The following is a 22,734-nucleotide window of genomic DNA, read 5'->3' on the forward strand; positions in this document are numbered from 1 at the left end:
CCCTGCGCATCGGCCCTGCGCATCGGCCCTGCGCATCGGCCCTGCGCATCGGCCCCCGTCCCCCGTCCCCGTCCTCCGCACCCGTCCCCTGTCCCCTGTCCCCGCACATCGGCCCCCGTCCCCGTCCTCCGCACCCGTCCCCCGTCCCCGTCCCCTGTCCCCGTCCTCCGCACCCGTCCCCCACCTCCGTTCCCCCGTTTCCTGTCCGGGAAGTTGGGCCAGACTGGTGGCGTACACGCGTGGGCGTACCCGCCCCGACACGAGGAGACCCACCGATGCCCCAGGCGTCGCGCCCGTCGATGCGGCAGCTGATCCAGCAGCGCAGACGCGCCGGATTCGTCGGCCGGGGTGCCGAACGGGCCGCGTTCCGGGCCAACTTCGACCTGCCGCCGGACGACGAACGCCACCACTTCCGCTTCCATGTGCACGGCAACGCGGGGGTCGGAAAGACCTTTCTGGTACGGGAGTTGGAGCAGCAGGCCAAGGAACGCGGCGCGCTCACCGCGTACGTCGACGAGGGCGTCGGCAGCGTTCCGGAGGCTCTGGCGGTGATGTGCCGTCAGTTCGCTTCCCAGGGGAGACGGTTCAAGGAGCTGGAGCGGCTGCTCGCGGCCCATCGTGAGCGGCGGCACGAGGCCGAGTCCGCCGTCGCGAGTCTCGAACCGCAGCCCGAGAGTCCCTCGGCCGGCAGTCTCACGGCCACCCGGCTCGGGCTCGTCGGCGCCGGACTCATCCCCGTCGTCGGCCCGTTCGCCGGAGCCCTCGACGCCGAACGCATCGCCCAGGGCGCCGACCGGGTACGGGCCGGGATCGCCGCCCGGCTGCGCAACCAGGACGACGTACAGCTCGTCCTCGCACCCGAGCGCGTCCTCACTCCGGTGCTGCTCGCCGAGCTGGACGACATCTGCGCCGCCGTGCCCTGGATCGTCCTGTTCCTCGACACGTACGAGCGCACCGGCCCGTTCCTCGACGGCTGGCTGCACGACATCATGACCACCGACCGCTACGGCGACCTCTCCTTCCCCTCTAACCTCGTCCTCGTCACCGCGGGTCAGCGCCCCTTCGACACCGGACGATGGGGCGGCTTCGCCGACTTCGTCACCGAGGTGCCGCTCGGGCCGTTCACGGAGGCCGAGACGCGTGGACTGCTCGCCGACAAGGGCGTGACGGACGAGCCGGTCGTCGAGGAGGTACTGCGGCTCACCGGCGGTCTGCCGGTGCTGGTGTCCACCCTGGCCGAGGCCCGCCCCGCCGACCCTGACGACGTCGGCGACCCGAGCGCGACCGCCGTGGGCCGGTTCCTGAAGTGGGAGACCGACCCGGTACGCCAGGCCGCCGCCCTCGCCTGCGCCTTGCCCCGGCGGCTGGACGCGGACATCTTCCGGGCCGCCCTCCCCGCCCTCGGACAGACCGGCGGGGATACCGAACTCGACCTGCTCTTCGCGTGGTTGAGGTCGCTGCCGTTCGTGAGCGACCGGGGGGACCGCGTCCAGTACCACGACGTCGTACGGGCACCCATGCTCCGTCTCCAGCGCCGCCGTTCCCCGCGCCGCTGGGCCGGGCAGCACACCGGCCTCGCCGGCACCTTCGCCGGCTGGCGTGCCGAGGTCGAAGTGCCGCTTGCAGCAGACGAGTTGTGGGCGGCGGAGGAGTGGCGGGAGCTGCGGCTCGCGGAGTCGTACCACCTGTTGTGCGCGTCCCCTCGTACCGCGCTGCCCGTCGTCCTGCGGGACGTCGTCGATGCCTGCGACCACGGGGAGGTGGTCGCCGGGCGGTGGGCGCGGATGCTGGTGGAGGCGGGGGACGACAACGAGGCACCGGCGGTGCGGAACTGGGGGCGCGATCTCCTCGACGTGCTCGCGGAGGGCGGGGAGGGAAGCGACGGCGGAGTGCTCGGCGCGCTCGCGCTGCTGCTGGCCCGGGGCGGGCTCGACGCGCGTGGGCAGGCCGTCGCGCGCATGCTGCGCGGGCGTGAACTGCGGCTGGGCAGGGAGTACGAGAAGGCCCTCGGCGAGTACGAGCAGGCCGTCGCCCTCGATCCAGGGCTGGAGCGCGCCTACTACGGCCGGGGCGTCACCCGCGCCGAACAGCGCGACTACGCCGCCGCCGTCGCCGACCTCGACCGGGCCGACGAACTGGCCCCCGACACGGCCCGCGTCCTCTTCGTACGCGGCGACTACCACCGCATCCTCGGCCGGCACGAGGAAGCGGTCCGTGATCTGGACCGGGCCGTCGCCCTCGGCCCCGACCTGGCCGGCGCCTGGGCCTCCCGTGGGGTCACCCGGCACGGCACCGGCGACACCGAGCAGGCCCTCGCCGACCTCGACCGGGCCCTCGAACTGGACCCCGAGCACGTGTGGGCGCTGGTCCGGCGGGCGCGGGTGCACCGCTCGCGCGGGGAGGAGGCCGGTCAACTCGCCGACCTGGACCGGGCGGTGGCCCTCGGTCCCGAGCTGGCCTGGGTCGCGTGCGAGCGCGGTGACGCGCTCCGGGCCGCCGGCCGTGACGCCGAGGCGCTCGCCGACTACGACCGCGCTCTCGCACTCGACCCCGCGTACGCGTCGGCGTACGCCAGCCGGGGCGTCTCCCGCAGCCGACTCGGCCGCCACGACGAGGCGTTGGCCGATCTCGGCAGAGCGCTGGAGCTGTATCCGGCGTACGCCTGGGCGCTTGTGCAGCGGTCGGTCGTGCACCGGCGGGTCGACGGATACGAGGCGGCGTACCAAGATGCCGACCGGGCGGTCGAGTTGGAGCCGGAGAGTGCGTGGGCCCTGTGGAACCGGGGCGAGTCGCTGCGCTGTCTGGCCCGGTTCGAGGAGGCGCGCGCGGACCTGGACCGGGCGCTGGCACTGGCCCCGGACAGCGTGTGGGCGATCGGCTGCCGGGGCGCCGTACTGCACGAACTACGCCTGTACGGCGAGGCGTTGGCGGATCTGGACCAAGCCGTCGCGCTCGATCCGGACGGGGCCTGGCATCTGATGCGCCGGATCATGACCCTGCTCGCGGTGGGTCGCCCGGACGACGCCCGCACCGATCTCCACCGCTTCCTCGTGATCGGCGACGACCTGGCCTGGGCGCACCACACCCTCGCCCAGATCCACCTCCTGGACGGGCGCCGCGAGGACGCGGCGGCGGCGCTCGCGGAAGCCGCGCGGCACGGGCTGATGGAGCCGGCCGGTCTGGAGGAACTGGCCCGCACCCAGCGCAGGGCGGGGGAGTGGAGGGCGGCCCGGGAGACGGCGGACCGGATGCGCGCCCTGCACGAGGCGGGCGGGGCCTTCTGTCTCGCCCTCGCGGTCGGTGGGGAGCAGGGGGTGGAGGCAGCCCGCCCGGTCTGGCGCGAGGCGGCCAGGCTGGCCTCCGGCTGGGAGCTGACAGAGGGCGCCTCCGACTTCCTGCACGCGGTGATCGCGGCGGGCCTCGGCGACTGGGCGGACCTGGACGAACACCTCGCCGGACTGCTCACGGGGACGCGGGAATGGGTGGATGTGGCCTGGCTGGCCGACCTGCTGGGCGAGCTGGCGGGGGCGCCGGGCGTCCTGGAGGCGGACGGGCAGCGGATCGCCGTACGGCTGGCGCGGGTGCGGGAGGCGAGGGAGGGGATCAGGGAGCGGTATGCGGGGTGACGGTCACGTGGAGGGCATGTGGTGGAGGCGTGAGACCGTCAATTGGTGACCAGCCGGGATCACTCGTGCTCACTCATGCCGCATTCCGCATACCAATCCGGCCTCTGAACAGACCGTTCCCGGTCGATTACAGTGCTGAGCTGTCAATCGTACGAACGGTGCTGTGAGGGAGGTCCGAGGTGGGTGTGATGACATCCGGTGGCGTGACCGGGGCCGCGTCCGGCGCCATCTGGGGCCGCTCCGAACAGCAGGACTTCCGCAGCCGGGTCCGCGGCACCCTGCTCGGCGCCGCCCTCGGCGACGCCCTGGGCACCCCGCTCGACGGACTCACCCTCGACTCCATCCACGAGGCGTACGGCGCGGAGGGCCTCGCCGATCTGGCCTTCGCGTACGGCAGACGCGGCGCGATCACCGACCTCACCCAGCTCACCCTCTTCACCCTCGACGGCCTGATCCGCGCCCAGGTCCGCCGCGACACCGGCGCCTGGCATCCGCCGACCGACCTGCACCGCGCCTACCGCCGCTGGGCGGCCACCCAGAGCGACTGGGGTCCCGACGAACGCCGCAAGGAAGACGGCTGGCTGGCCCGCGAGGAGTGGTTGTACGCTCGCCGCGACCCGGCCCTCGCCTGCCTGCTCGGCCTCGGCGACGAGACGATGGGCACCCTCGACGCACCCAAGAACCCCGGCGAGACGGGGGCGGAGGCGGCGGCCCGCTCGGGCCCCTTCGGGCTTTTGGTCGGCTGGGAGCCGCAGCTCGTGATGCAACTGGCGGTGGAGTGCGCCGCGCAGACCCACGGCCACCCGGCGGCCTACCTGGCGGCGGGCGCGTACGCCGTGATCGTGCACGGTCTGGCGCGCGGTGAGAGCCTCGACGCGGCGGTGCAGCGGGCGCTGGCCCTGCTGGCGGCCAGACCGGGCCACCAGCAGGTGTCGGAGGCCCTCCAACGAGCCCTGGGCGCCGTACGCCAGGGCATCCCGTCCCCCGCGCGGGTCGCCGACCTGGCCGGCGCCGGCTCGGCGGAGGGCCTCCTGTCAGTGGCGGTCTACTGCGCGCTGGTCGGCGAGGACGTCCGGCACGGCCTGGCCCTGTCGGTCAACCACGGTGGCCCGTCCGCCGCGACGGGCGCCCTGGCCGGCGGCCTGCTGGGCGCCCTGCACGGCGAGACGGCCCTCCCGCCCGCCTGGCTGGCGGAACTGGAGGGCCGGCCGACGATGCTGGTCCTCGCGGACGACTTCGCGATGGAGATGACCCAGGGGCCGGCCCTGCACGGTCCGGCGGGGTCCTCTCCCGGGTGGCTCACGCGGTATCCGCGGGCGTGAGAGCCAGGATCAGAACTCGCACCAGATGTTGGAGCCGCCGTCGGGCAGCAGGGTGTCCTTGACCCACCCGTAGCTGCCGTCGGTGTCGTTCCTGAGGTACGTCCAGGTTCCGCCGTCGCCGGCGGTCCAGCAGTGGTAGTCCAGGACGTTCCGGTTGTCGGCATAGCCGGTCACCCCGCAGTCCGTGCTGGAGCCGCTGCGCTGGTTCGCGCTGACGCCCGACGTCTGCCGCGGCCACGACCTGTTGTCCTTGTCGCCGACGGTCCGGCCGCAGTAGGCCGCCGAGGAGGCGGGCCCGGCCGTCACGACCACGACCACCGGAACGGCGAGCGCGGTCACGACCGCGGCCACAAGCCCGCTTCTCGTCAGCCTGGATCTCGACTTCGTGATCATTTTTCCTCCTGGTGCGGCGTGCGATGACGTATGCGAACAGTCGCAGCGGGACCCCGGGCGCAACCAGGAACGCGGCACGCAACTGACCGGCAACTGACCGGTAATCGGCCAGGCAAGTGGCCGGATGCGCTCTCACCCGACGGGGGTGGAGAGGGGGAGGGTGGGGGCGACCGGCCAGCGGGGGCCAGGGGGATTGCCGATGCTGGGTGATGTGCTGCGTGAGCAACGGCGCCGACTGGGGCTCACCCAGGAGGAGCTGGCGGAGCGCGCGGGCGTGAGCGTGCGCACGATCTGCCATGTCGAGACGGGCCGTATCGAACGCCCGAGGCCGGCCACCGTACGACGGCTGGCCGACGCGCTGGCCCTGACGGGACCGCGCCTCGACGAGTTCCAGCAGGCGGCGACCGGCATCTCGCACACCCCGCCCGCCGCACAGCCGGCATACCCGGAGACGAAGTCGGTACCGGCCCAACTCCCGCCACCCCACCCAGGTTTCAGCGGACGGACCGAGCAACTGAGCGCACTGAACGCACTGTTGGACGGCGCAACAGACCGACCGACCACCGGCACCGTCGTCATCTCCGCCATCTCGGGCACCGCGGGCGTGGGCAAGACGGCCCTGGCGGTGCACTGGGCGTCGCGGGTGGCCGCCCGGTTCCCCGACGGGCAGCTGTACGTGAACCTGCGCGGCTTCCATCCGGCCGGGGCGGTGATGACGTCGGCGGAGGCGGTACGGGTGTTCCTGGACGCCTTCGAGGTACCGGCCGAGCGGGTCCCGGCCGGTACCGAGGCGCAGTTCGGCCTGTACCGGAGGCTGTGCGCGGGCAAGCGGGTGCTCGTCCTGCTGGACAACGCGCGCGACGCCGAACAGGTCAGACCGCTGCTGCCCGGCGCCCCCGGCTGCCTGGCCCTCGTCACCAGCCGCAACCAGCTCACCGGCCTGGTCGCCTCCGACGGCGCCCACCCGCTCCGCGTCGACCTGCTGACCATGACCGAGGCCAGGGAACTGCTGGCCCACCGGCTCGGCCCGGCCCGCCTCGCGGAGGACCCCGGAGCGGTGACGGAGATCATCAACCGCTGCGCCCGCCTCCCCCTCGCCCTGTCGATCGTGGCCGCCCGCGCGGCCACCGACCCGCACTTCCGGCTGGCCGAGTTCGCCGGCGAACTGCGCGGTACCGGTACCGGTACCGGCACGGGCGCCGGACTGGACCCCTTCAGCGACGACGACCCCGCGACGGACGTACGGGCGGTGTTCTCCTGGTCGTACCACCGCCTCGGCCCCGAAGCCGCCCGGCTGTTCCGCCTCCTGGGACTGCACCCGGGCCCGGACACCACCGCCCCGGCCGCAGCCGCCCTGACCGGGCTGAGACCCGGCCAGATACGCACGTACCTGGCCGAACTGACCCGCGCGCACCTGCTGAACCAGCACGCGCCAGGCCGCTTCACCTTCCACGACCTGCTCCGCGCCTACGCCACCGAACTGACCCACGAGCACGACCCGGAAGCCGATGGACGCGCCGCGCTCCACCGCCTCCTCGACCACTACCTCCATACGGCGGCCACGGCGTCCGAGACCCTCAGCTGGTACCGCGACCCGATCCCCCTGGCAGACCCCGGCCCGGACACCGCACCGGAGGAACTGAACGGTCCGGCACACGCGTTGACCTGGTTCACTGCCGAACTGCCCAACCTGGCGGCGGCGGTACGCACAGCGGCCAGGGCCGGCTTCGAGACCCACGCCTGGCAACTGGCCTGGACAATGGCTGCCTTCTTCGACCTCGCCGGCCACTGGCCGGAGTGGGTCGCCACGCACCAGCAGGCACTGGACGCGACCAGACGGACCGGCGACACCGTCGGCGAGGCACGCACCCGCCGCAATCTCGCCCGCGTCCGCTCCCGGCAGGGCCGCCACCAGGACGCCCTCGTCCATCTGCGGCGCGCACTGAGCCTCGGCCGCGAACTGGCCGACCCGGTGGGCCAGGCGCAGGCACTGCGCAACATGAGTGCGGTACTGGGCCGCCGCGGCCAGCACGCGGACGCACTGGACCTCGCCCAGCAGGCGCTGAGCCTGTTCCAGGCAGCCGGACACCGGATCGGCCAGGGCAGGGTCCTGAACCAGATCGGCTGGCACCTGTCGCTCCTGGGAGACCACCGGCACGCTGTCGACCACTGCAGGCAGTCCCTGCGCATCCTCCAGGAACTGGGCGACCGGGACGGCGAGGGCGCGACGTGGGACAGCCTGGGCCGCGCCCATCACCACCTGGGCGGCCACCAGGAAGCGATCGTGTGCTTCACCCACTCCCTGCGCCTGCGCCGCGAACGAGACGACCTCGGCGAGATCGCGGAAACCCTGGACCACCTGGCGGAGTCCCACCTGTCCCTCGGCGCCCGCGCGGAGGCGGTGGCGTGCTGGCGGGAGGCGCTGGAGCTGTTGGAGCGGCTGGGGCACATGAGCGCGGCGAGGGTCAGGGAGCGGTTGGGGTCGGCGCAGCCGACCGGGGTATGAGTGCGTCGACCCGGGTGAGGCCGTCCGCTCAACCTTCTGTCCTACCCGCCTGTCCGTACGGCTTCTCGACCCGACCCGACCCGACCCCAACCCACCCCGCCCGGCCTCCTTTCCCACACCCACCCGTCTGCCCCCGCGGCTTCCGCAGCCGAGGCGGCGCCCTTCAGGCGCGGGTCGGTACCCCTCCAGCGCCGGCCCGCCCCCGCAGCGCGGCCCGCACCCCCCCAGCCCCTCCAGCACCGGCCCGCACCCCCAGCCCGTCCGGCGTTTGAGGACGAGGCCCGTTCAGGGCCGTAGGGGGTCTGGGGGCGGAGCCCCCAGGGATGGGACGGGTAGGGGCGGCGGGGGCGAGAACCCTCAGTCCTTCACCCACCCTTACCAGGCACCGCATCCGCCGGCTCAGGCTCAGGCTCCGCCACCGGCACCCGCGCCGCCGCGCCGTCGCCCCCGTCCGTGTTCACGGTCTCGATGATCGCCAACCGCTCCGGCGTGTCCTCGGGCCGCACGAAGCCGATCAGGATGTACAGCACCAGCGAGACAGCCAGCGGAATCGACACCTGGTACTGGAGCGGCACCCCGCCCTCCACGTTCCAGTTGACCGGATAGTTCACCAGCCAGAACGCGAGCAGCCCCATCGACCAACTGCCCAGCGCAGCCGTCGGCCCCGACCGCCGGAACGGCCGCAGCAGCCCCAGCATCATCGGAATCGCCATCGGACCCATCAGACCGGCCACCCACTTGATGACTACGGTGATGATGTCCTTGAACGCGGGGGAGTTGACCTGCGTCGCCGCGGCCATCGACAGCCCGAGGAAGACAACCGTCGCCACCCGCGCAGCGACCAGCCCCGACGAGTCCGTCCACGTCCGCGCCCGCTTCCAGATCACCGGCGCACAGTCCCGGGTGAACACGGCGGCGATGGCGTTCGCGTCGGACGAGCACATGGCCATCGTGTGGGAGAAGAAACCGACGATGACGAGCCCCAACAGGCCGTGCGGCAGAAGCTGTTCGGTCATCAGGGCGTAGGAGTCCGACCCGTCCGGCTTCTGCGACTCCACCAGCAGTGGAGACATCCACATCGGGAAGAACAGCACCAGTGGCCAGACCAGCCACAGGATCGCCGACAGCCGCGCCGACCGTTCGGCCTCGCGCGGGTTGGCCGTGGCCATGTAGCGCTGCGCCTGGTTGAGCATGCCGCCGTTGTACTCGAACAGCTTGATGAAGAGGAACGCGAGCAGGAACACCGTGCCGTACGGACCCACCAGCGGCTTCTCGTGACCCTGCAGCGCAGGCTCGTCCCAGACCCCGAAGAACCCACCGAAGTCGTCGAGTTTGAGCACGACTGCCACGAACATCGCTATACCGGCGAGGAGTTGGATGACGAACTGCCCCAACTCCGTGAGTGCGTCGGCCCACAGTCCGCCGATCGTGCAGTAGACGGCCGTGATCGTGCCGGTGATCAGGATGCCCTGGTTGAGGGAGATACCGGTGAAGACGGACAACAGGGTTGCGATCGCGGCCCACTTGGCACCCACGTCCACGATCTTCAGCAGCATCCCGGACCAGGCCAGCGCCTGCTGGGTCTTCAGGTCGTACCGGTTCTTCAGGTACTCCAGCGGCGATGCCACATGGAGCCGCGACCGCAACCGGTTGATGCGCGGCGCGAACAGCTTGGAGCCGATCGCGATGCCGAGCGCGATGGGGAAGGACCAGGTGACGAAGGAAGTGACGCCGTACGTGTAGGCGATGCCCGCGTACCCGGTGAACATCACCGCGCTGTAGCCGGACATGTGGTGGGAGATGCCGGACAGCCACCAGGGCATCTTCCCGCCCGCGGTGAAGAAGTCGCTGACGTTGTCGACCCGTTTGTGGGACCAGACACCGATCGCGACCATCACACCGAAGTAAGCGATGAGCACGGCCCAGTCGAGACCGTTCATGTGCTCCCTCCCAGGGGCGGTCGAGCAAGTGGAGCGGGGGTGTCGAGCGCCCGCTCATAGTCGATTCGCCGGCATGGCAGCGACAACAGCCCGTAGAGTCAAGAGGGAGTAAAAAAGTTCGCCGCACTGACCTAGGTTCATGTCTGTGAACCCAGCGCGACCGTTGAAAGATTGGCGGAATATCAGCTACCGCATCAGCTCACCCGCGTTCACCAGCAACGACTGCCCGGTGATGGCCCGTGCCCGTTCCGATGCCAGAAACACCACCGCGTCCGCGACATCCCCGTCCGTGGCCAGCTCGGGCAACGCCATCCGCTCCGCGAGCCGCCTCCGCACCTCGGCCTCAGGCACCCCCTCCCCCTGTGCGGTGAACCGCACGTACGCCTCCACCGGCGGTCCCCACATCCATCCCGGCAATACGGTGTTGACCCGTATCCGATGGGGCCCGAGCTCCCGCGCCAGCGAGTACATCGCGCTCGTCAGCGCCCCCTTGGAAGCGGCGTACGCGGCCTGTCGCACCTGCGAGGGAGCCGCCACGGCGGACTGTGTGCCGATGAACACCACACTCCCGCCCCGCTCCTTCAGTGCCGGCAGGCAGGCCCGCGTCATCCGCAGTGTGCCCAGCAGATTCACATCGACGACACCCGCCCAGCTCTCGAAGTCCGCGTCCTCGATCCCCCCGAAGTAGCTGTCCCAGGCGGCGACATGCACGACCCCGTCGATCCGCCCGAACCGCTCGCACGCCAGCGCGGCGAGCGCCCGGCACTGCCCCTCGTCCGTGATGTCGGTCGCGCGGTACGCCGTACGCTCCCCGGCCGGATCGAGCTCCGCGGCGGTCTTCACGAGGTGCGCCTCGGTACGCGCCCCGAGCACGGCGTTCCCCCCGTCCCGCACGACGGCCGCCGCGACCTGTCGCCCCAGCCCGGCGCCCACCCCCGAGACGATCACGGTCTTCCCTGTGAGCAGCGACATCGAAGCCCTCCCCGACTCTGGCGGATTATCTGACGGAGCGTCAGAGTATGGGCGTCCGAAGGAGGAAGGAAGAGAGGGAAAGGGAAGGCATAGGAGCCTCCGGGACCCGTTCGGATCCAGTCTGCGGCCTTCCGCGCTGCTCGGCCTCGAACGTCGAGTCCTCCCGTCTTACCGGGGGCGTGCGAGCACTGAGCGTGCGTGGCCCGCGAGCGTCCAAGGCGCGAGGAGGTCACTTCCGGGGCCTGGCACAGTACCGTGATAGAACGCAAGCGCAGAGCGCTATGTGGTGGTTGGACAATCATGGGGGCACCATTGGCCGACGAACCGCCATCGGAGACACCTACCAGTGACCACGTTCTGCGTCTCGCTGCGGTCCAGTTGGCCTACGTTCCCAACATCCGCAAGAACCAGGGAAACTACTGGCTCCCCGACGAACCGCTTCTGGGGCTGCCGTACGCGTCGGTGACCGACGGCGGCGACACCGCTCTGGCCGACCTCGACCTTGGTGAGGAATTCGAGTCGCGAACCGACGACGCTGTGTACAGCGCACGCCGCGAGCGCCAACGGTCCATGGAACTCAAGGTGAAGCAGATACTCGAGTTCTGCGTTAAACACCATGTCGACATCGTCGTCTTTCCCGAATGCTCGATCCCCACCGAGCTTGTGCCCGTCCTCATCGGATATCGCAACCGCCTGGCCATCTTCGCCGGGATCGGCCAGTTGCGTGAGCCCGATGCCGCCGCACTGGCCGAACACGGGCTCACGGAAGCCGAGAACGCCGTCGAATGCAACGCCGCGGTGTTCGTCGGTCAGGAGGAACTCGTCCTCATCACCAAGCAGGACCCCGCACATGGCGAGACGATCGAACCGGGGCTCGGTCCACAGCGGGTGAAGATCACCAAGGGGGAGCGCACCTACGAACTCGGTCTCGCCATCTGCATGGACTACGTCAACCTTCGTCGGGACTTCGACGGTGGGGAGAGGCCACCGGACGTCGTCCTGGTGACCGCGCTGTCCAACCCGACCGACGATTTCCTCAAGCGCCCCCGCAACTTCGCCACGGTCTTTGCGAACCACGCCGGCCACGGCGGCAGCGCCGTCATGGCGCCGCACGTGGCGGGCCTGTTTGTCAACGAGGAACTGGGCACGGACCCCTTGCCCCCCGGTGAGGCGATCGTCTCCGCCGACTTCGCCGGTTTCGCCACCCGACCGCGCTCGACGAAGACTCCGCAGAACCGGATCCATCTGCGTGCCGCGGTCCTCTACGACGACACCGGCGCAGACGACTCCGGAACCGCCAGTGGACTGGCACGTCCCATGCAGTCGTGGTCACTGGACCACTACACCGTGGGCCGGTACGCCGAGTTCCTCTCCACCGCGGAGCGGAGACTCGCCGAAGTCGGGCGGGACACGATCCTGCTCAACGCCGTCAAGATCCTGCGGCGGCGCCAGAAGCAGCGGCTTATAAACCCGTCGGACTTCCTCACGGCGAAGACGCACCTGGTCCTCACTCAAGTGCAGTCGGAGCCTGAACTCCTCTACGCGGCCCTGAACAATCTGCACGAGCATTGGCATCCGCTGCTGGAGGATCCTTCGATCGACGGCCTCGGCGGCTTGATGGACAAGGTCAACCGGGCACGCCGGAAACTCGAGTCCGGAATCCGCAGCAAGTACCAGCGGGTGACTCCGCCGACACTCTCGCCGGACGGCGACGGGACCGGCAAGCAGGAGTTCACCTTGTTCTACTCGGCGAGGCTGGGCCGATACAGCGGAGAGAGCGCCATACGGAGCCTGCCCCGCCAGCTCGGTGTGCTGCGTACCTTGTCGCTCGTCAACGACACCACTGTGCGGCTGCTCTACCGCGTCATCACCGTCCGGCAGACGAGCGGAAACCTCGCGCCCTTCTTCGACGTATTGGCGCAGACTGAAAGCGGTGATCCAGCCGTCATCGAGGATCTGGCGGAAGGAGTGGGGCAGCAGCTCGGCGTGGCCTTCAGCGGAGGCTGGGACATCTCCCCCACCTCCGGCCAGGCCGCACTGGATGCTCCGTTCATGGTGGAACTGCGGCCGAAGGCCGAGAGCGTGCCCCTCGTGGAGGAGGACTGGGGCGGACTCATCGACTACCTCCGGGCGCTCAAACCTCAGGTGACCGTGCAGATGACCCTCCGCCGGGTGCCCGAGGCCGAGCGAACGTACTCCGTGCTGCTTCCCGAAGGGACCGGGCTCTTCGCCAGCGAGGACAGGGACGCGGCGGCCTTCTTCATCCGGGCCAGCCAGGAGTCCGCCAACACGGCGAATCTCGCTCTCCAGATCCATGTCGCCTCGGACGAACAACTGGGAGACGCCGTTCTGCGCAGCATCGGGCTGTGGCTGTTTCGTGGAGTGCCGTTCGACATCGTGTCCGACGAATCGGCGACGGCGGCACTGGCGCCCGGCAGCCCCGCACCGGAGCCCCATACTCCGCTGACCCCCGCAGAGGCCCTGCGCATCTTCCACCCGCCGCACGGCAGGATCGAAGGCCGTGGGCTCGTGAACCGGCATTCCCGGGCGATTTCCCTACCCGACATCACTCTGCCGGTCGACGGCATCAGCCTGGGAACAGCTCGCCTCGCCCAGGCACGTCAGGACCAACCCGTCGAGGTGCGTCTGGACGAGGCGGCCCGGCGTCGGCACACCTACGTCATCGGCAGGACCGGGTCCGGCAAGACGAACATGCTGAAGCACATGGCACGACAGGACATCCGGGAAGGGAGGTCGGTGGTTGTCATCGACCCGCACGGAGACCTGGTCGACTATCTGCTCGGCCATACCGCAGGCCGGGAGAACGAGGTCCTGTTGCTGGACTTCGGGGACCCGGAGTACCTGCCCGTGCTCAACCCGTTGGATCTGGACGTGCGCAGCAAGGCGGAACTCGAACTCGCCATCGAGGAGTTCATTCAACTCCTCGTGCGCCAGTCCTACCACCAGTTCTACGGACCCCGCTTCGAGGAGATCGTCCGTCTGGCACTGGAGTCCATCACGCACAAGGACTACCCGTTCAAGCCGCCCGGGGTAATCGACCTCATCCGGGTACTGCGCAGCAAGGACCGACGCAGGTGGATCAAGGACCTGCTCACGGACTCGGATCTGAAGGAACGCTGGGCCATCTTCGAGCAGCAGCAGGACAACGAGATCGCCGAGGTGTTGCACTGGGTACTGTCCAAGTTCAGCGAAATGCAGCAGGACGGAGCGCTGGGGAAGGTTTTGGCCGGCGGCAAGTCGACCGTCTCGATTGAACGGGTGGTGGACCGCGGCGGCGTGCTGCTGGTGAAACTCCCCGAATGGGAGATGAGCAGATCAGCTGCCACCCTGCTCGGTACGTTCATCCAGGAGCGGGTCCGCAAGGCGGTGTACGCTCGCTGGAGGCAACACGGCGGCAAGTCCGACCCGGTCTATATGTACGTCGACGAGTTCCAGGCTTTCGCGGTCACCGGGTTCGATGAACTCGTGGCAGAGGCCCGCAAGTTCGGACTGAGCCTGGTCCTCGCCCATCAGAACCTGAGTCAGCTCAACGCCTTCTCACGCTTCACGGGAACCGTCTCCGACAACCTGTTGTCAGCCATCCTCGGCAACGTCGCGAACCGGATCGTCTTCGGCGTCTCCAACCGGGACGCGAAACTGCTGGCGGACGAGCTCGACGTCTCGGCCGAGGCCCTGCGTACCCCGGGGAACTTCAGGGGGGTGGCACAGACCCTGCACGCGGGCGAGACTCACACGTTCACCCTCCAGCCGCCTTACGCGGACTCCGACAGCGGGCTTCCCATGGATCGCGACACCGTGCGCGACCGCATGCTCCGGGAGGGCTTCTGGCGCTCACGGGCGGAACTACGGGCGGACGACGAGGAGCGGGAGGCCCGATCGCAGGCCGCGGTACGAAGTCATCTGAGTGGTACACGAAAGCCTCCCTCACGTTCCGCCGCCTCTCGCCGCACCACAGACACTCCCAGCGGGTCGTCCTTTCTGGACGAATGGCTGGCGAAACACCAGAAGGCGCGTGACGATCTGAGCCTTTCGGGCGCGGACGGGACCGCTCGGCAACGAGAGCTGTCCCGGGTGGCGACGGTCCTGCGGGCACCCCTGCTGCGTGCCGCTGCTGTTCAGAGGCAACGGCTCCGCGCCCAGCGAGAAGCGAGCGGTGAACCACCCTCAGACCCGGAGGCGGAACCTCCGGCGTTTCCCCCTTCTTCCGACGCCTTCTTCGAAGACCTCTCGCTGGAACTCCTCTCCGACAAGGACAAGGAATCCCTCTTCCGCGCCTACTCGGACGAGTTGGAGCTGCGTGTGGGAACCGCACTGACCGAAGGGCTCACCGAGGCCCAGCTGAGCGAGTTCGAGGAACTCGTCGACGAGCCGCACAAGGAGGAGGAGGAGGAGGCGGCGTGGCTGGAAGCCAACGTGCCGGAGTACCGGACCATAGTCCGGCGCGAGCAGGCACGACTCATGTGGCACCTCCGCTTGGCCCTCCACAGGATCAGGGGGGCTCGCTGAGCGACTGTGGGTCTGCGCCCCCACCGGCTCGTCGCCCCTGCGGCAGCAGCTTCCTCGCCAGTTGCTCCGCGAAGGGATACGGCCGGAACCCGCGTTGCTGTTCCACATAGTCGATGTACGGCTTGGCCGCGACGACCGCCCCGGCGTACGACCTGCCCATGCTGCGCTCAACGAGGTCCATGTCCACGTACCTGCCCTCGCAGGCGATGGCAATGGAGTTCATGACCGCGAGGGTGTAGCCGATCCGGCTGGAGACCTCCGGCGAAAGCTCAGACATCTGGTGGCTCTCCCGTCCCGCGATCTCACGGTGCAGCATGCGACGCCCTGCGCGTACCTCGGCGTCCAGATAACGCTGCTGCACCTCGAAGAAGGCGCGCAGCCGGTCCGCACGGGACGCGCGCTGGAAACCCCAGACGGCAATGACGACGGCCACGACGGGTGAAATCAGGGCGACCACCAAGGACGCGTTCACCAGAGCCTCACCTCCCCGAGGAAAGTTGCCCCGCTGCCGCACTGCTAACCCGCAGACCGTCCACGGCGTACCGCCGATCATGTCGTCACCGTAGGCCGCCCGCAGGGCCTGCCGCAGCTGCACCTGCACGGAGACGTGTCCTGGCCCTTGCGCTGCTTGTCCAGCCACGTCTGCGCTGCGGCCAGGTCGAACAGCGCACTGTTCGCACCACCGCCTGCGGGCTAAAGAAAGTCCTCGTACCGACGCCTCCAGTCGGAGACTGCGGCCCGCGTAACGCCGACGAGCCTGGCGATCTCAGAGCCGGTGACAAGCGGGCCGCCGACGGAGGGAGCGGGGTGGTCTGCCCTGGACATCACCGTAAACGGACCCCATGACTCCATCGATAGACCGCGTTGACGATGTACACGGATCTGCTCCTGTCGCCTGGCTTTCGTTGAGGACGAGGGCGGCACCGGCTGTGTCGCCGATCTCGCTCGCGGTTGGGCATCACATGTGGCAACGACGCCTCAGTGTGGCTCGAGTCCGAGGCGGGGCGTTGTGCGCAAGCCTCGGATGGCACCCGATGGACTCATCGCAGCTCGTCCACGTAGCGGTCCGTTCCTGGCACGGTGGGGATGAACGGTGCGACGAACTGCACGACACCCAACCCCGAAGCCGCTACGGCTGTGTCCAGGTTCGCGAAGTGGTCGCGCCAGGTGTCGCGGGGATCGTGCTGCAGGAACCACAGCAGGGTCAGCCGGGTCCCGACCCCCTCGACCTGCTTGACGTAGGTCATCCGGTCCCGGGGCAGCGGCGTCGGCGCGAAGACCGTCACCATGGCTGCAGGCGAGCCCGCCAGCCGTTTCGGGAGGTGGTCGTCGCGCAGCCAGGCGAGCAGGTCCGTGAGCCTGGCGGGGGAGTCGGCGTCGATGACCTGGACGACGAGCCCGGCGTAGGGATGGTCGAGGGCATGGATGTCGCGGGGACCGTGGTCGCCGTCGCGGTAGACGGTCGTCGTGTGGTCCTGGAAAGCGGTAAAGATGTGCGTGCGATCCTGGAAGACACGGTGGTCGCGGTTGAGGCGCTTGTTGATGCCGACAGTCCACTTCATGTGGTCGGCGTAGCGGCCGGCGGTCATCCAGTAGACGGATATGTAGCACCCGGCCGTCACCGGCTGCGCGACGGCGGACTTCTCGGGGTAGCGCAGGAGTTGCAGTTCCCGCGTGGCGACCCAGCGGCGCCCGGAGTACATCCATGGCATGGCCATCGCACCGGCGATGAAGTGGTCGTCTTCGTACCAGCGATTGTATTCGCGTTCCCTGCCGGGGTGCGGCTCGACCATGGTGATAAGCGCGTGCCCGAGGTCGGCTCTGTAGGGGCCGACGGCGGCCAGTTCGGCGTACACGTGGCTGCGGGTTTCGTCTGCGTGCGTCGCGTCGTCTGTCATGTGTCCGGTCTAGCTGACGAAGTGTCAGATTGGGAGAGGCGTTCCGCTCAACTCTGTCCGGAGTTCAGTGATTGCGCGCCAACCCGAGAAGTCGGCGATCGCGCGGCCGGTCACCGCTGGCCGCTATCTCTCCACCTACTGGATCACGGACGGCCGCTACGCCGACCACATGCGCTGGACCGTGGGCATCAACAAACGCCTCAACCGCGACGCACGCGTCCACCACGACCGTACCCACGTCTTCACCGCGTTCCAGGACCACGAGACGACGGTCTACCGGGACGGCGCCGCCGGCCCCCGTGACTTCCACGCCCTGGACCACCCGTACACGGGCCTGGTGTTGCAGGTCATCGACGCCGAAACCCCGGAAGCGCGGGCGGAGTTGCTGGAGTGGCTGCGCGCCCGGCACCTGCCCGAGCGGCTCGTGGGATCGCCCGCCGCGATGGTCACCGTCTTCCATCCGACCACGCTGCCCGGCGACCGTATGGCGTACGTCAAGCAGGTCGAGGGTGTGGACGTACGGCTGAAGCTGCTGTAGTTCCTGGAGGCGGACCCGCGGGACTGCTGGGAGCGGCACTTCGCGGGGCTGAGGGAGGCGGTCAACGAAGTCGGCCTGGGGCGGGTGGAGTTGGTGGCGCCGTTCATTCCGACGGTACCGGGGACGGACCGGTACGTCGCCGACTTGCGTTGACCGGGGAGCCTTGCGAGTGAGGTGGCGGTCGGCGTGGTTCGGGAGCGTTGCCGTATGGGACGGCTCGCCGACGAGGAGCCGTCCAACTATGCGTGCTGTGCGCGCTGTTGGGGTCACCCTCTGCCTGGTTGGAGGTAATGCACTGTCCTGTTGAAGTGGTGCATCCGTAGGATCACGCCATGTCTTCCGATGCCCCGCTCACCCGAGAGTCGTTTCGGCGCCTTCATCCGATGAACGCGCCGAGGTCGGTGTCCCAGTTGCCCGGTCGTGTCTGGACTGACGGGGACTGGGACCGGATCCGGCGCGGATATCGAGCCCGGGACATGGATGAGAAGTGGAACGTCTTCGTCGAAGCCGATGTCGTTTACATGCACCGGAGTTGGACCGGGCATGGTATCTACGAGGTGTCCCTTGCCCCCGTGGCCGGTGGCAGGAGGATCACCTCTGCTGTGGTGGAGGCTGATGGGGAGCGCGTTCGGAGGATGGGCGACGAGTACGACTGTTTGATGATGGAGCTGATCATCAGCGCGATCGTCCTTGCTGAGCCGGCCGCCGACCTCCGGGCCGGACTCGTGGAGCTGACTGCTCGGGCTTCGGTGAAGAGCGATCTTCCCGCGGGTGCGGTGGAGCACAGCGCTCTGGGACTGCGTTCTGGATCCTGAACTCCGTCGCCCAGGCGGAGATTCGTGCGGACCGTGATTACCGCCAGGCGCTCGCCGTGCACCGGACGGCCCGGCCCCGACTGTCCCAGGTGCCGACTCGGTGTGGCCTGCTCACGTGGATCTCCTGGTGGCGGACCGGACCTCGGCCCAGCCCATGGTGTGGATGAAACCGCCGACGTGGGCCACGTGTCCGGTGACCTGTGCGTACTCCGTGGAGAGCGGCGAGATCATCTCGGCCGAGACGGTCAGGAGAACCGACGCTTCGGTGTTGCTGAGGGTCTCGATGGCGCGGGCCAGGGCAGGGCGTTGGCGGGAACTGGTCGGATCGCTCTGGCCGGTGGTGTCGTGCTGCACGTCGACGACTCGCCAGCCTCGGCGGCGGGCGTAGACGTGGCAGGCCTGCAGGAGCGGTTGTGGGTCCGTGTGCACGGTGGTGCAGAGGTAGGCGACGGCTGCTCTGTCCGGCGGTTGGTGCATGGCTCTTCCCTCGTCGACGGGTGAATGCCGTGAATGGCCGAATGTGACGGGCGGTGACTTGGAGTCTGCTCACCTCTCGGGCAAGTGTGCAAGTAATTCTGGAAGATCTGAAAACTTTCACTCTCAGAGGTGATGCGGAGAGAGAGGTGCAAGTGTCAGACTTCCGGCAGGAGGTCTGCATGAGTGAGGGAACATCCGCCCGCAGGCGACGAGTTGGCGCACAGCTCCGCCAGTGGCGCGCCGGCGAGGGGCTGACGCTTCAGGGGGTCGCGGACCGGCTGGAGGTCAGCCTGGCGACAGCGAGCCGTTGGGAGACGGGCAGTACGAAGGTGTCGCTGGACACGTACTCCAGGCTCGCGGACCTGTATCGGGTGGACGCGGAGAGCCGGGTGTACTTCGAGCGGTTGTGCCGTGATGCCGATGAGGCCGGCTGGTGGACCCGCTATGGAGACGTGATCTCACATGGTTTCCGCGACTTCATCGAGCTGGAGTCTCAGGCGGTGCGGGAGTTCGTCTTTCATACGATGGTGGTGCCCGGCCTGTTGCAGACTGCCGAGTACCGACGAGCCGTGGTGCTCACTCAAGGGGCTCCGGACGGGACGGCTCGCAAGGCGGACGTGGTGGCGGACATGAACGCTGCCCGTCAGTCGATCCTCACCCGGCTGTCATCGCCCTTCGACCTGCATGTGGTGATGCAGGAGTCAGTTCTCCTGCACGAGTTCGACGGGCAGCCGCACATCATGCGCGAACAGCGTCGACGGCTCAGGGAACTCGCCACGCGCCCGAACATCACCATCCAGGTCGTGCCGCTGCGCCGGTCGTCCCATCCCGGCTCCAACGGTGACTTCACGATCCTGACGTATGGCGGGGGCGAGGCAACCGTCTACAACGAACTTCTCACCTCCAGCGTCATGACCAACGATCCTGCCGAAGTGGCTGTCTATCGGGCTGCGATGGAGACGTTGGCAGGGGATGTCGCCCTGTCGGTGGAGGACTCCATGGGTCTGCTCGACCGATTGCTCGAAGAGTCCGCAGTCTGAGCATGGCCGAGCCCCCTCGGCTAGGACGGCGGGCCAGTCGAGAGGGCTCTTTCGGTGGTGCTTATGAAATTGTCGGTCGTCACGGTGTGTCAGGCGGGGTTGAGAGTTCCCCGGCTGACCTCGGTCACGAACGTGTTCCATGAGTCCGAGGGGAACGCCAGCGTCGGGCCGGCCGTGACCTTGGAGTCACGTACGGCGAGAGCGGTCGCCACGGTGGACCTGACCTCGACGCACGCGCCGTTTCCGGCGGAGTAGGAGGACTTCGTCCAGGTTCCCGTGGCGCCTTGCAGAATTGCCATTTTTGCTCCAGTGGACCAGTTGTCGAATTGCTGTCACCGGACTGCGGGTTCGATGCGGAACTCGTGGTTCGGTTTGCGCCAACGTTTGTTGCTCGATGGCGTGATCGACGCTACTCGCCAACTGCTCCGTCTGAAGCGGCCGTTCACTCTTCCGGATGGCATATTTCACTGGGGTCTTCCGGTCCTGAGTGGCGGCGGTGTATCGTGCGGCACTTCTTCGGGCTGAGGGGGCCTGGAGGGGTGCAGGGGGAGTCGGGACCGTCAGCGCGCGTACTCTTTCGCGACGTTCAGGATGAACTGGCGCGATTGGTCCACATTCAGCGCCTGTGCCCGAAGATGTTCGTACATCACGCTGTATTTCTGCACGTCGGGCGCCTTCTCCAGATAGAGGTCACTGGTGACGCCTTCGATGTAGACGACGCTCGAATCCGCCGCGTCGGGGAACTCCAGGATCGCGTACTGGCCGTTCAGGCCCGGGTGCGCGCCCACCTCGTACGGCAGCACCTGGACGGTGACGTGGGGCAGCTGTGACATCTCGGCCAGGTGTTCCAACTGCTCGCGCATCACCAGGCGGTTGCTCACGACGCGATGCAGCGCCGCCTCGTCGATGACGGCCCACAGCCGCAGCGGATTGTCGTCGGTGGAGACGCGTTCCTGCCTGCGCAGTCGCACCTGGACGCGTTTCTCGACGTCGTCCGTCGACGTCTCCGGCAACGCCCCCTGGATGAGGGCCTCGGCGTAGGGGCGGGTCTGCAGGAGGCCCGGGATGATCTGCGACTCGAAGGCCCGCAGTGACGCCGCGTCCGTCTCCAGCCCGATGTACACGCTGTACGGGACGTCCCCGAACGCGTGCCACCAGCCCTGCTGGCGGGAGTCCTTGGCCATCTCCATCAGGGAGTCGACCATGCGCTGGTCCTCGACCTCGTACACCCCGCACAGGTCGCGGACATCGCGCTGGCTGATGCTGCGGCGGCCGTTCTCCAGCCTGCTGATCTTCGACTGGGACACCAGCAGCCGCTCGGCGACCTCTTCGGCCGTCATGCCCTTCTGCTCGCGGAGCCTGCGCAACTCCTGGCCCAGCCGGCGTCGCCTGACGGTGGGATTGACGTTGGACGGCATGGGACGTGCACCTCCGGCTGCGTGCGTGTACTTGCCACTTTCCGTATCTGCTGTTGAGCAGACTGCCACCAAGGCGCGTGCTACCGCTGGGAAACTGCGGATATGCGGTGCCGAGGCAGGAGATATGCGCCCGGTACACGCCAGTCCGGCGGATTCCGCTTACCGTCCGGGTGCGTTTCCGGTCGTCCTCGGGCGCGCATGTGCCGGACGCCTCGTGCCGGACGACCGCTGTGGGCCGGGGACCTGGTTCCGGACATGCGGCCGCGCGGGGCGGCGAGGGCCGTTCCGGAGTCCTTGCGGACGTCCTTGCGGTCCTCACCGCCCCGCGCGAACCAGCGGCTCCCGAACCGGTCTTGGGGACTGCGGTGCGGTGCTGATGATGTCCTGCGTGGTGCGGGTGCTGCGGTGGATCGGGCGTACGCCGTGGGACTGCGGCTCAGTGAGCCACGGCGCGTGCCATTGATCCGCGGTGCGGCTGCATCGGAACGCCGCGTGCGGGCTCCGGTGCGGGCCTGGCTCCGGGGGCGGCCTGACGGCCTGCCGGTGCCGGGCTGCGGCGCGGCTGGGCCGCGACGCCGTTCTGCACGTCCATGACAGCGTGGGCCACCAGTCCGCCCATGGGGTCGTGCCGGATCAGGTCCCGCAGCCGGGAGCGGGACGAGCGTCCCTCGTTACCCGGATACAGGTGCTTGCCGAGACCGACCGCATGGGCCAGCGCGGCGAGCGCCGCCGTCCGCGGGTCCGGCGGAACGCCGGTGCGGATTGCGGTGTCCAGCCGGGCTCTGATCTCCCGGCTGATCTCCGTGTCCGTCGCCTGATAGCGAGTCGTCGGCAGCACCCCGCACATCTGTCCCGCCACGGCATGCACCATGCCGCACCGCTCCAGATGCGAGAGGTAGGTCTGACGCAGCCCCAGGCGGGGCCCGCCAATCCAGTTCACTGCGCGTACGGGTGCTCCGCGTCGGCGAAGCAGTTCCAACGCACAGTCCAGTGTTGGATCTCCAGTCGGCCGTGGTACGACCACGGCGATACGATCCCCGTCCGGGGCTATCCGTCCGGCCATCGCCAGCTCCACTAGCTGTGCTCCGGCCAGACCGAGGTCGAGCGACTGCGGCTGTGCGGTGGTACCCGTGGCCGGGTCCAGCGCCAGCAGAAGAAGCTCTTCCGGAATTGATCTGCGGCTCCTGCCCATCCATGCCTCCCCGCGTGGATGAATGACAGGGTGACCCCTCTCACATTCATCTGTCGAGAGGGCGTGACCG

Annotated in this window: 14 protein-coding genes and 2 pseudogenes; 7 read left to right on the forward strand and 9 right to left on the reverse strand. The window is 68.9% G+C overall.

Annotated elements, in window-relative coordinates:
* Positions 1-275: 275 nt before the first annotated feature.
* The gene (locus RB628_RS00705) at positions 276-3,626 is read left to right on the forward strand and encodes a tetratricopeptide repeat protein (protein WP_318318232.1); all 3,351 of its coding nucleotides are present in this window, start codon (positions 276-278) and stop codon (positions 3,624-3,626) included.
* Between the two features lie 188 nt (positions 3,627-3,814).
* On the forward strand, positions 3,815-4,948 hold the full coding sequence (locus tag RB628_RS00710) for an ADP-ribosylglycohydrolase family protein (protein ID WP_318318233.1): 1,134 nt from the start codon (positions 3,815-3,817) through the stop codon (positions 4,946-4,948).
* A 9-nt stretch (positions 4,949-4,957) separates the two neighbouring features.
* Here RB628_RS00710 and RB628_RS00715 read toward each other — a convergent pair whose 3' ends face one another.
* On the reverse strand, positions 4,958-5,341 hold the full coding sequence (locus RB628_RS00715) for an SH3 domain-containing protein (RefSeq protein WP_318318234.1): 384 nt from the start codon (positions 5,339-5,341) through the stop codon (positions 4,958-4,960).
* Positions 5,342-5,540: 199 nt separating this feature from the next.
* On the opposite strand from RB628_RS00715, the gene RB628_RS00720 reads away from it, so the two are divergent.
* The gene (locus tag RB628_RS00720) at positions 5,541-7,847 is read left to right on the forward strand and encodes an ATP-binding protein (protein ID WP_318318235.1); all 2,307 of its coding nucleotides are present in this window, start codon (positions 5,541-5,543) and stop codon (positions 7,845-7,847) included.
* Positions 7,848-8,212: 365 nt separating this feature from the next.
* Here RB628_RS00720 and RB628_RS00725 read toward each other — a convergent pair whose 3' ends face one another.
* Together RB628_RS00725 and RB628_RS00730 are read right to left on the reverse strand one after the other, a co-directional pair.
* A complete protein-coding gene (locus RB628_RS00725) occupies positions 8,213-9,787 on the reverse strand; it encodes a sodium:solute symporter family protein (RefSeq protein WP_318318236.1) in 1,575 nt (524 codons plus the stop codon).
* Between the two features lie 186 nt (positions 9,788-9,973).
* Entirely contained in the window at positions 9,974-10,759 is a 786-nt protein-coding gene (locus tag RB628_RS00730; RefSeq protein WP_318318237.1) for an SDR family oxidoreductase, read from the reverse strand.
* Positions 10,760-11,059: 300 nt separating this feature from the next.
* Here RB628_RS00730 and RB628_RS00735 point away from each other — a divergent pair, with 300 nt between their 5' ends.
* Positions 11,060-15,286 (forward strand): helicase HerA-like domain-containing protein, encoded by a 4,227-nt coding sequence (locus RB628_RS00735; RefSeq protein ID WP_318318238.1) that lies wholly within the window; start codon positions 11,060-11,062, stop codon positions 15,284-15,286.
* Between the two features lie 541 nt (positions 15,287-15,827).
* Here the strand turns inward: RB628_RS00735 and RB628_RS00740 are convergent.
* Positions 15,828-16,111: pseudogene (locus tag RB628_RS00740) on the reverse strand (SAM-dependent methyltransferase); the annotation flags it as partial.
* A gap of 215 nt (positions 16,112-16,326) precedes the next feature.
* Positions 16,327-17,184 carry a hypothetical protein gene (locus tag RB628_RS00745; protein ID WP_318318239.1) on the reverse strand — a complete coding sequence of 286 codons (858 nt, stop codon included), beginning with the start codon at positions 17,182-17,184 and terminating at the stop codon, positions 16,327-16,329.
* Positions 17,185-17,260: 76 nt separating this feature from the next.
* Between RB628_RS00745 and RB628_RS00750 the strand changes: the two are divergent.
* Positions 17,261-17,875 (forward strand): annotated as a pseudogene (locus RB628_RS00750) (hypothetical protein); the annotation flags it as partial.
* A 323-nt stretch (positions 17,876-18,198) separates the two neighbouring features.
* On the forward strand, positions 18,199-18,537 hold the full coding sequence (locus tag RB628_RS00755; protein ID WP_318318240.1) for a hypothetical protein: 339 nt from the start codon (positions 18,199-18,201) through the stop codon (positions 18,535-18,537).
* A 111-nt stretch (positions 18,538-18,648) separates the two neighbouring features.
* Here RB628_RS00755 and RB628_RS00760 read toward each other — a convergent pair whose 3' ends face one another.
* Positions 18,649-19,014 (reverse strand): hypothetical protein, encoded by a 366-nt coding sequence (locus RB628_RS00760; RefSeq protein ID WP_318318241.1) that lies wholly within the window; start codon positions 19,012-19,014, stop codon positions 18,649-18,651.
* A gap of 179 nt (positions 19,015-19,193) precedes the next feature.
* Here RB628_RS00760 and RB628_RS00765 point away from each other — a divergent pair, with 179 nt between their 5' ends.
* Positions 19,194-20,054, forward strand: a complete 861-nt coding sequence (locus RB628_RS00765) for a helix-turn-helix transcriptional regulator (RefSeq protein WP_318318242.1) — start codon at positions 19,194-19,196, stop codon at positions 20,052-20,054.
* 89 nt (positions 20,055-20,143) lie between these two features.
* Here the strand turns inward: RB628_RS00765 and RB628_RS00770 are convergent, their stop codons facing one another.
* From RB628_RS00770 to RB628_RS00780, 3 genes are all read right to left on the reverse strand, one after another.
* Positions 20,144-20,353, reverse strand: coding sequence for a DUF397 domain-containing protein (locus RB628_RS00770; protein ID WP_318318243.1), 210 nt, complete (start codon positions 20,351-20,353; stop codon positions 20,144-20,146).
* Positions 20,354-20,614: 261 nt separating this feature from the next.
* A complete protein-coding gene (locus RB628_RS00775; RefSeq protein WP_318318244.1) occupies positions 20,615-21,472 on the reverse strand; it encodes a helix-turn-helix transcriptional regulator in 858 nt (285 codons plus the stop codon).
* Between the two features lie 436 nt (positions 21,473-21,908).
* Positions 21,909-22,664, reverse strand: a complete 756-nt coding sequence (locus tag RB628_RS00780) for a GOLPH3/VPS74 family protein (protein WP_318318245.1) — start codon at positions 22,662-22,664, stop codon at positions 21,909-21,911.
* Positions 22,665-22,734: the final 70 nt, after the last annotated feature.

The sequence above is a fragment of the Streptomyces sp. ADMS genome (assembly GCF_033441795.1).
Lineage (GTDB): Bacteria > Actinomycetota > Actinomycetes > Streptomycetales > Streptomycetaceae > Streptomyces.

Bases quoted from the DNA above. Each gene is read 5' to 3' on its own strand.
- RB628_RS00705 (WP_318318232.1), top strand. From the start codon at position 276: ATGCCCCAGGCGTCGCGCCCGTCGATGCGGCAGCTGATCCAGCAGCGC.
- RB628_RS00710 (WP_318318233.1), top strand. From the start codon at position 3,815: ATGACATCCGGTGGCGTGACCGGGGCCGCGTCCGGCGCCATCTGGGGC.
- RB628_RS00715 (WP_318318234.1), bottom strand. From the start codon at position 5,341: ATGATCACGAAGTCGAGATCCAGGCTGACGAGAAGCGGGCTTGTGGCC.
- RB628_RS00720 (WP_318318235.1), top strand. From the start codon at position 5,541: ATGCTGGGTGATGTGCTGCGTGAGCAACGGCGCCGACTGGGGCTCACC.
- RB628_RS00725 (WP_318318236.1), bottom strand. From the start codon at position 9,787: ATGAACGGTCTCGACTGGGCCGTGCTCATCGCTTACTTCGGTGTGATG.
- RB628_RS00730 (WP_318318237.1), bottom strand. From the start codon at position 10,759: ATGTCGCTGCTCACAGGGAAGACCGTGATCGTCTCGGGGGTGGGCGCC.
- RB628_RS00735 (WP_318318238.1), top strand. From the start codon at position 11,060: ATGGGGGCACCATTGGCCGACGAACCGCCATCGGAGACACCTACCAGT.
- RB628_RS00745 (WP_318318239.1), bottom strand. From the start codon at position 17,184: ATGACAGACGACGCGACGCACGCAGACGAAACCCGCAGCCACGTGTAC.
- RB628_RS00755 (WP_318318240.1), top strand. From the start codon at position 18,199: ATGGATGAGAAGTGGAACGTCTTCGTCGAAGCCGATGTCGTTTACATG.
- RB628_RS00760 (WP_318318241.1), bottom strand. From the start codon at position 19,014: ATGCACCAACCGCCGGACAGAGCAGCCGTCGCCTACCTCTGCACCACC.
- RB628_RS00765 (WP_318318242.1), top strand. From the start codon at position 19,194: ATGAGTGAGGGAACATCCGCCCGCAGGCGACGAGTTGGCGCACAGCTC.
- RB628_RS00770 (WP_318318243.1), bottom strand. From the start codon at position 20,353: ATGGCAATTCTGCAAGGCGCCACGGGAACCTGGACGAAGTCCTCCTAC.
- RB628_RS00775 (WP_318318244.1), bottom strand. From the start codon at position 21,472: ATGCCGTCCAACGTCAATCCCACCGTCAGGCGACGCCGGCTGGGCCAG.
- RB628_RS00780 (WP_318318245.1), bottom strand. From the start codon at position 22,664: ATGGGCAGGAGCCGCAGATCAATTCCGGAAGAGCTTCTTCTGCTGGCG.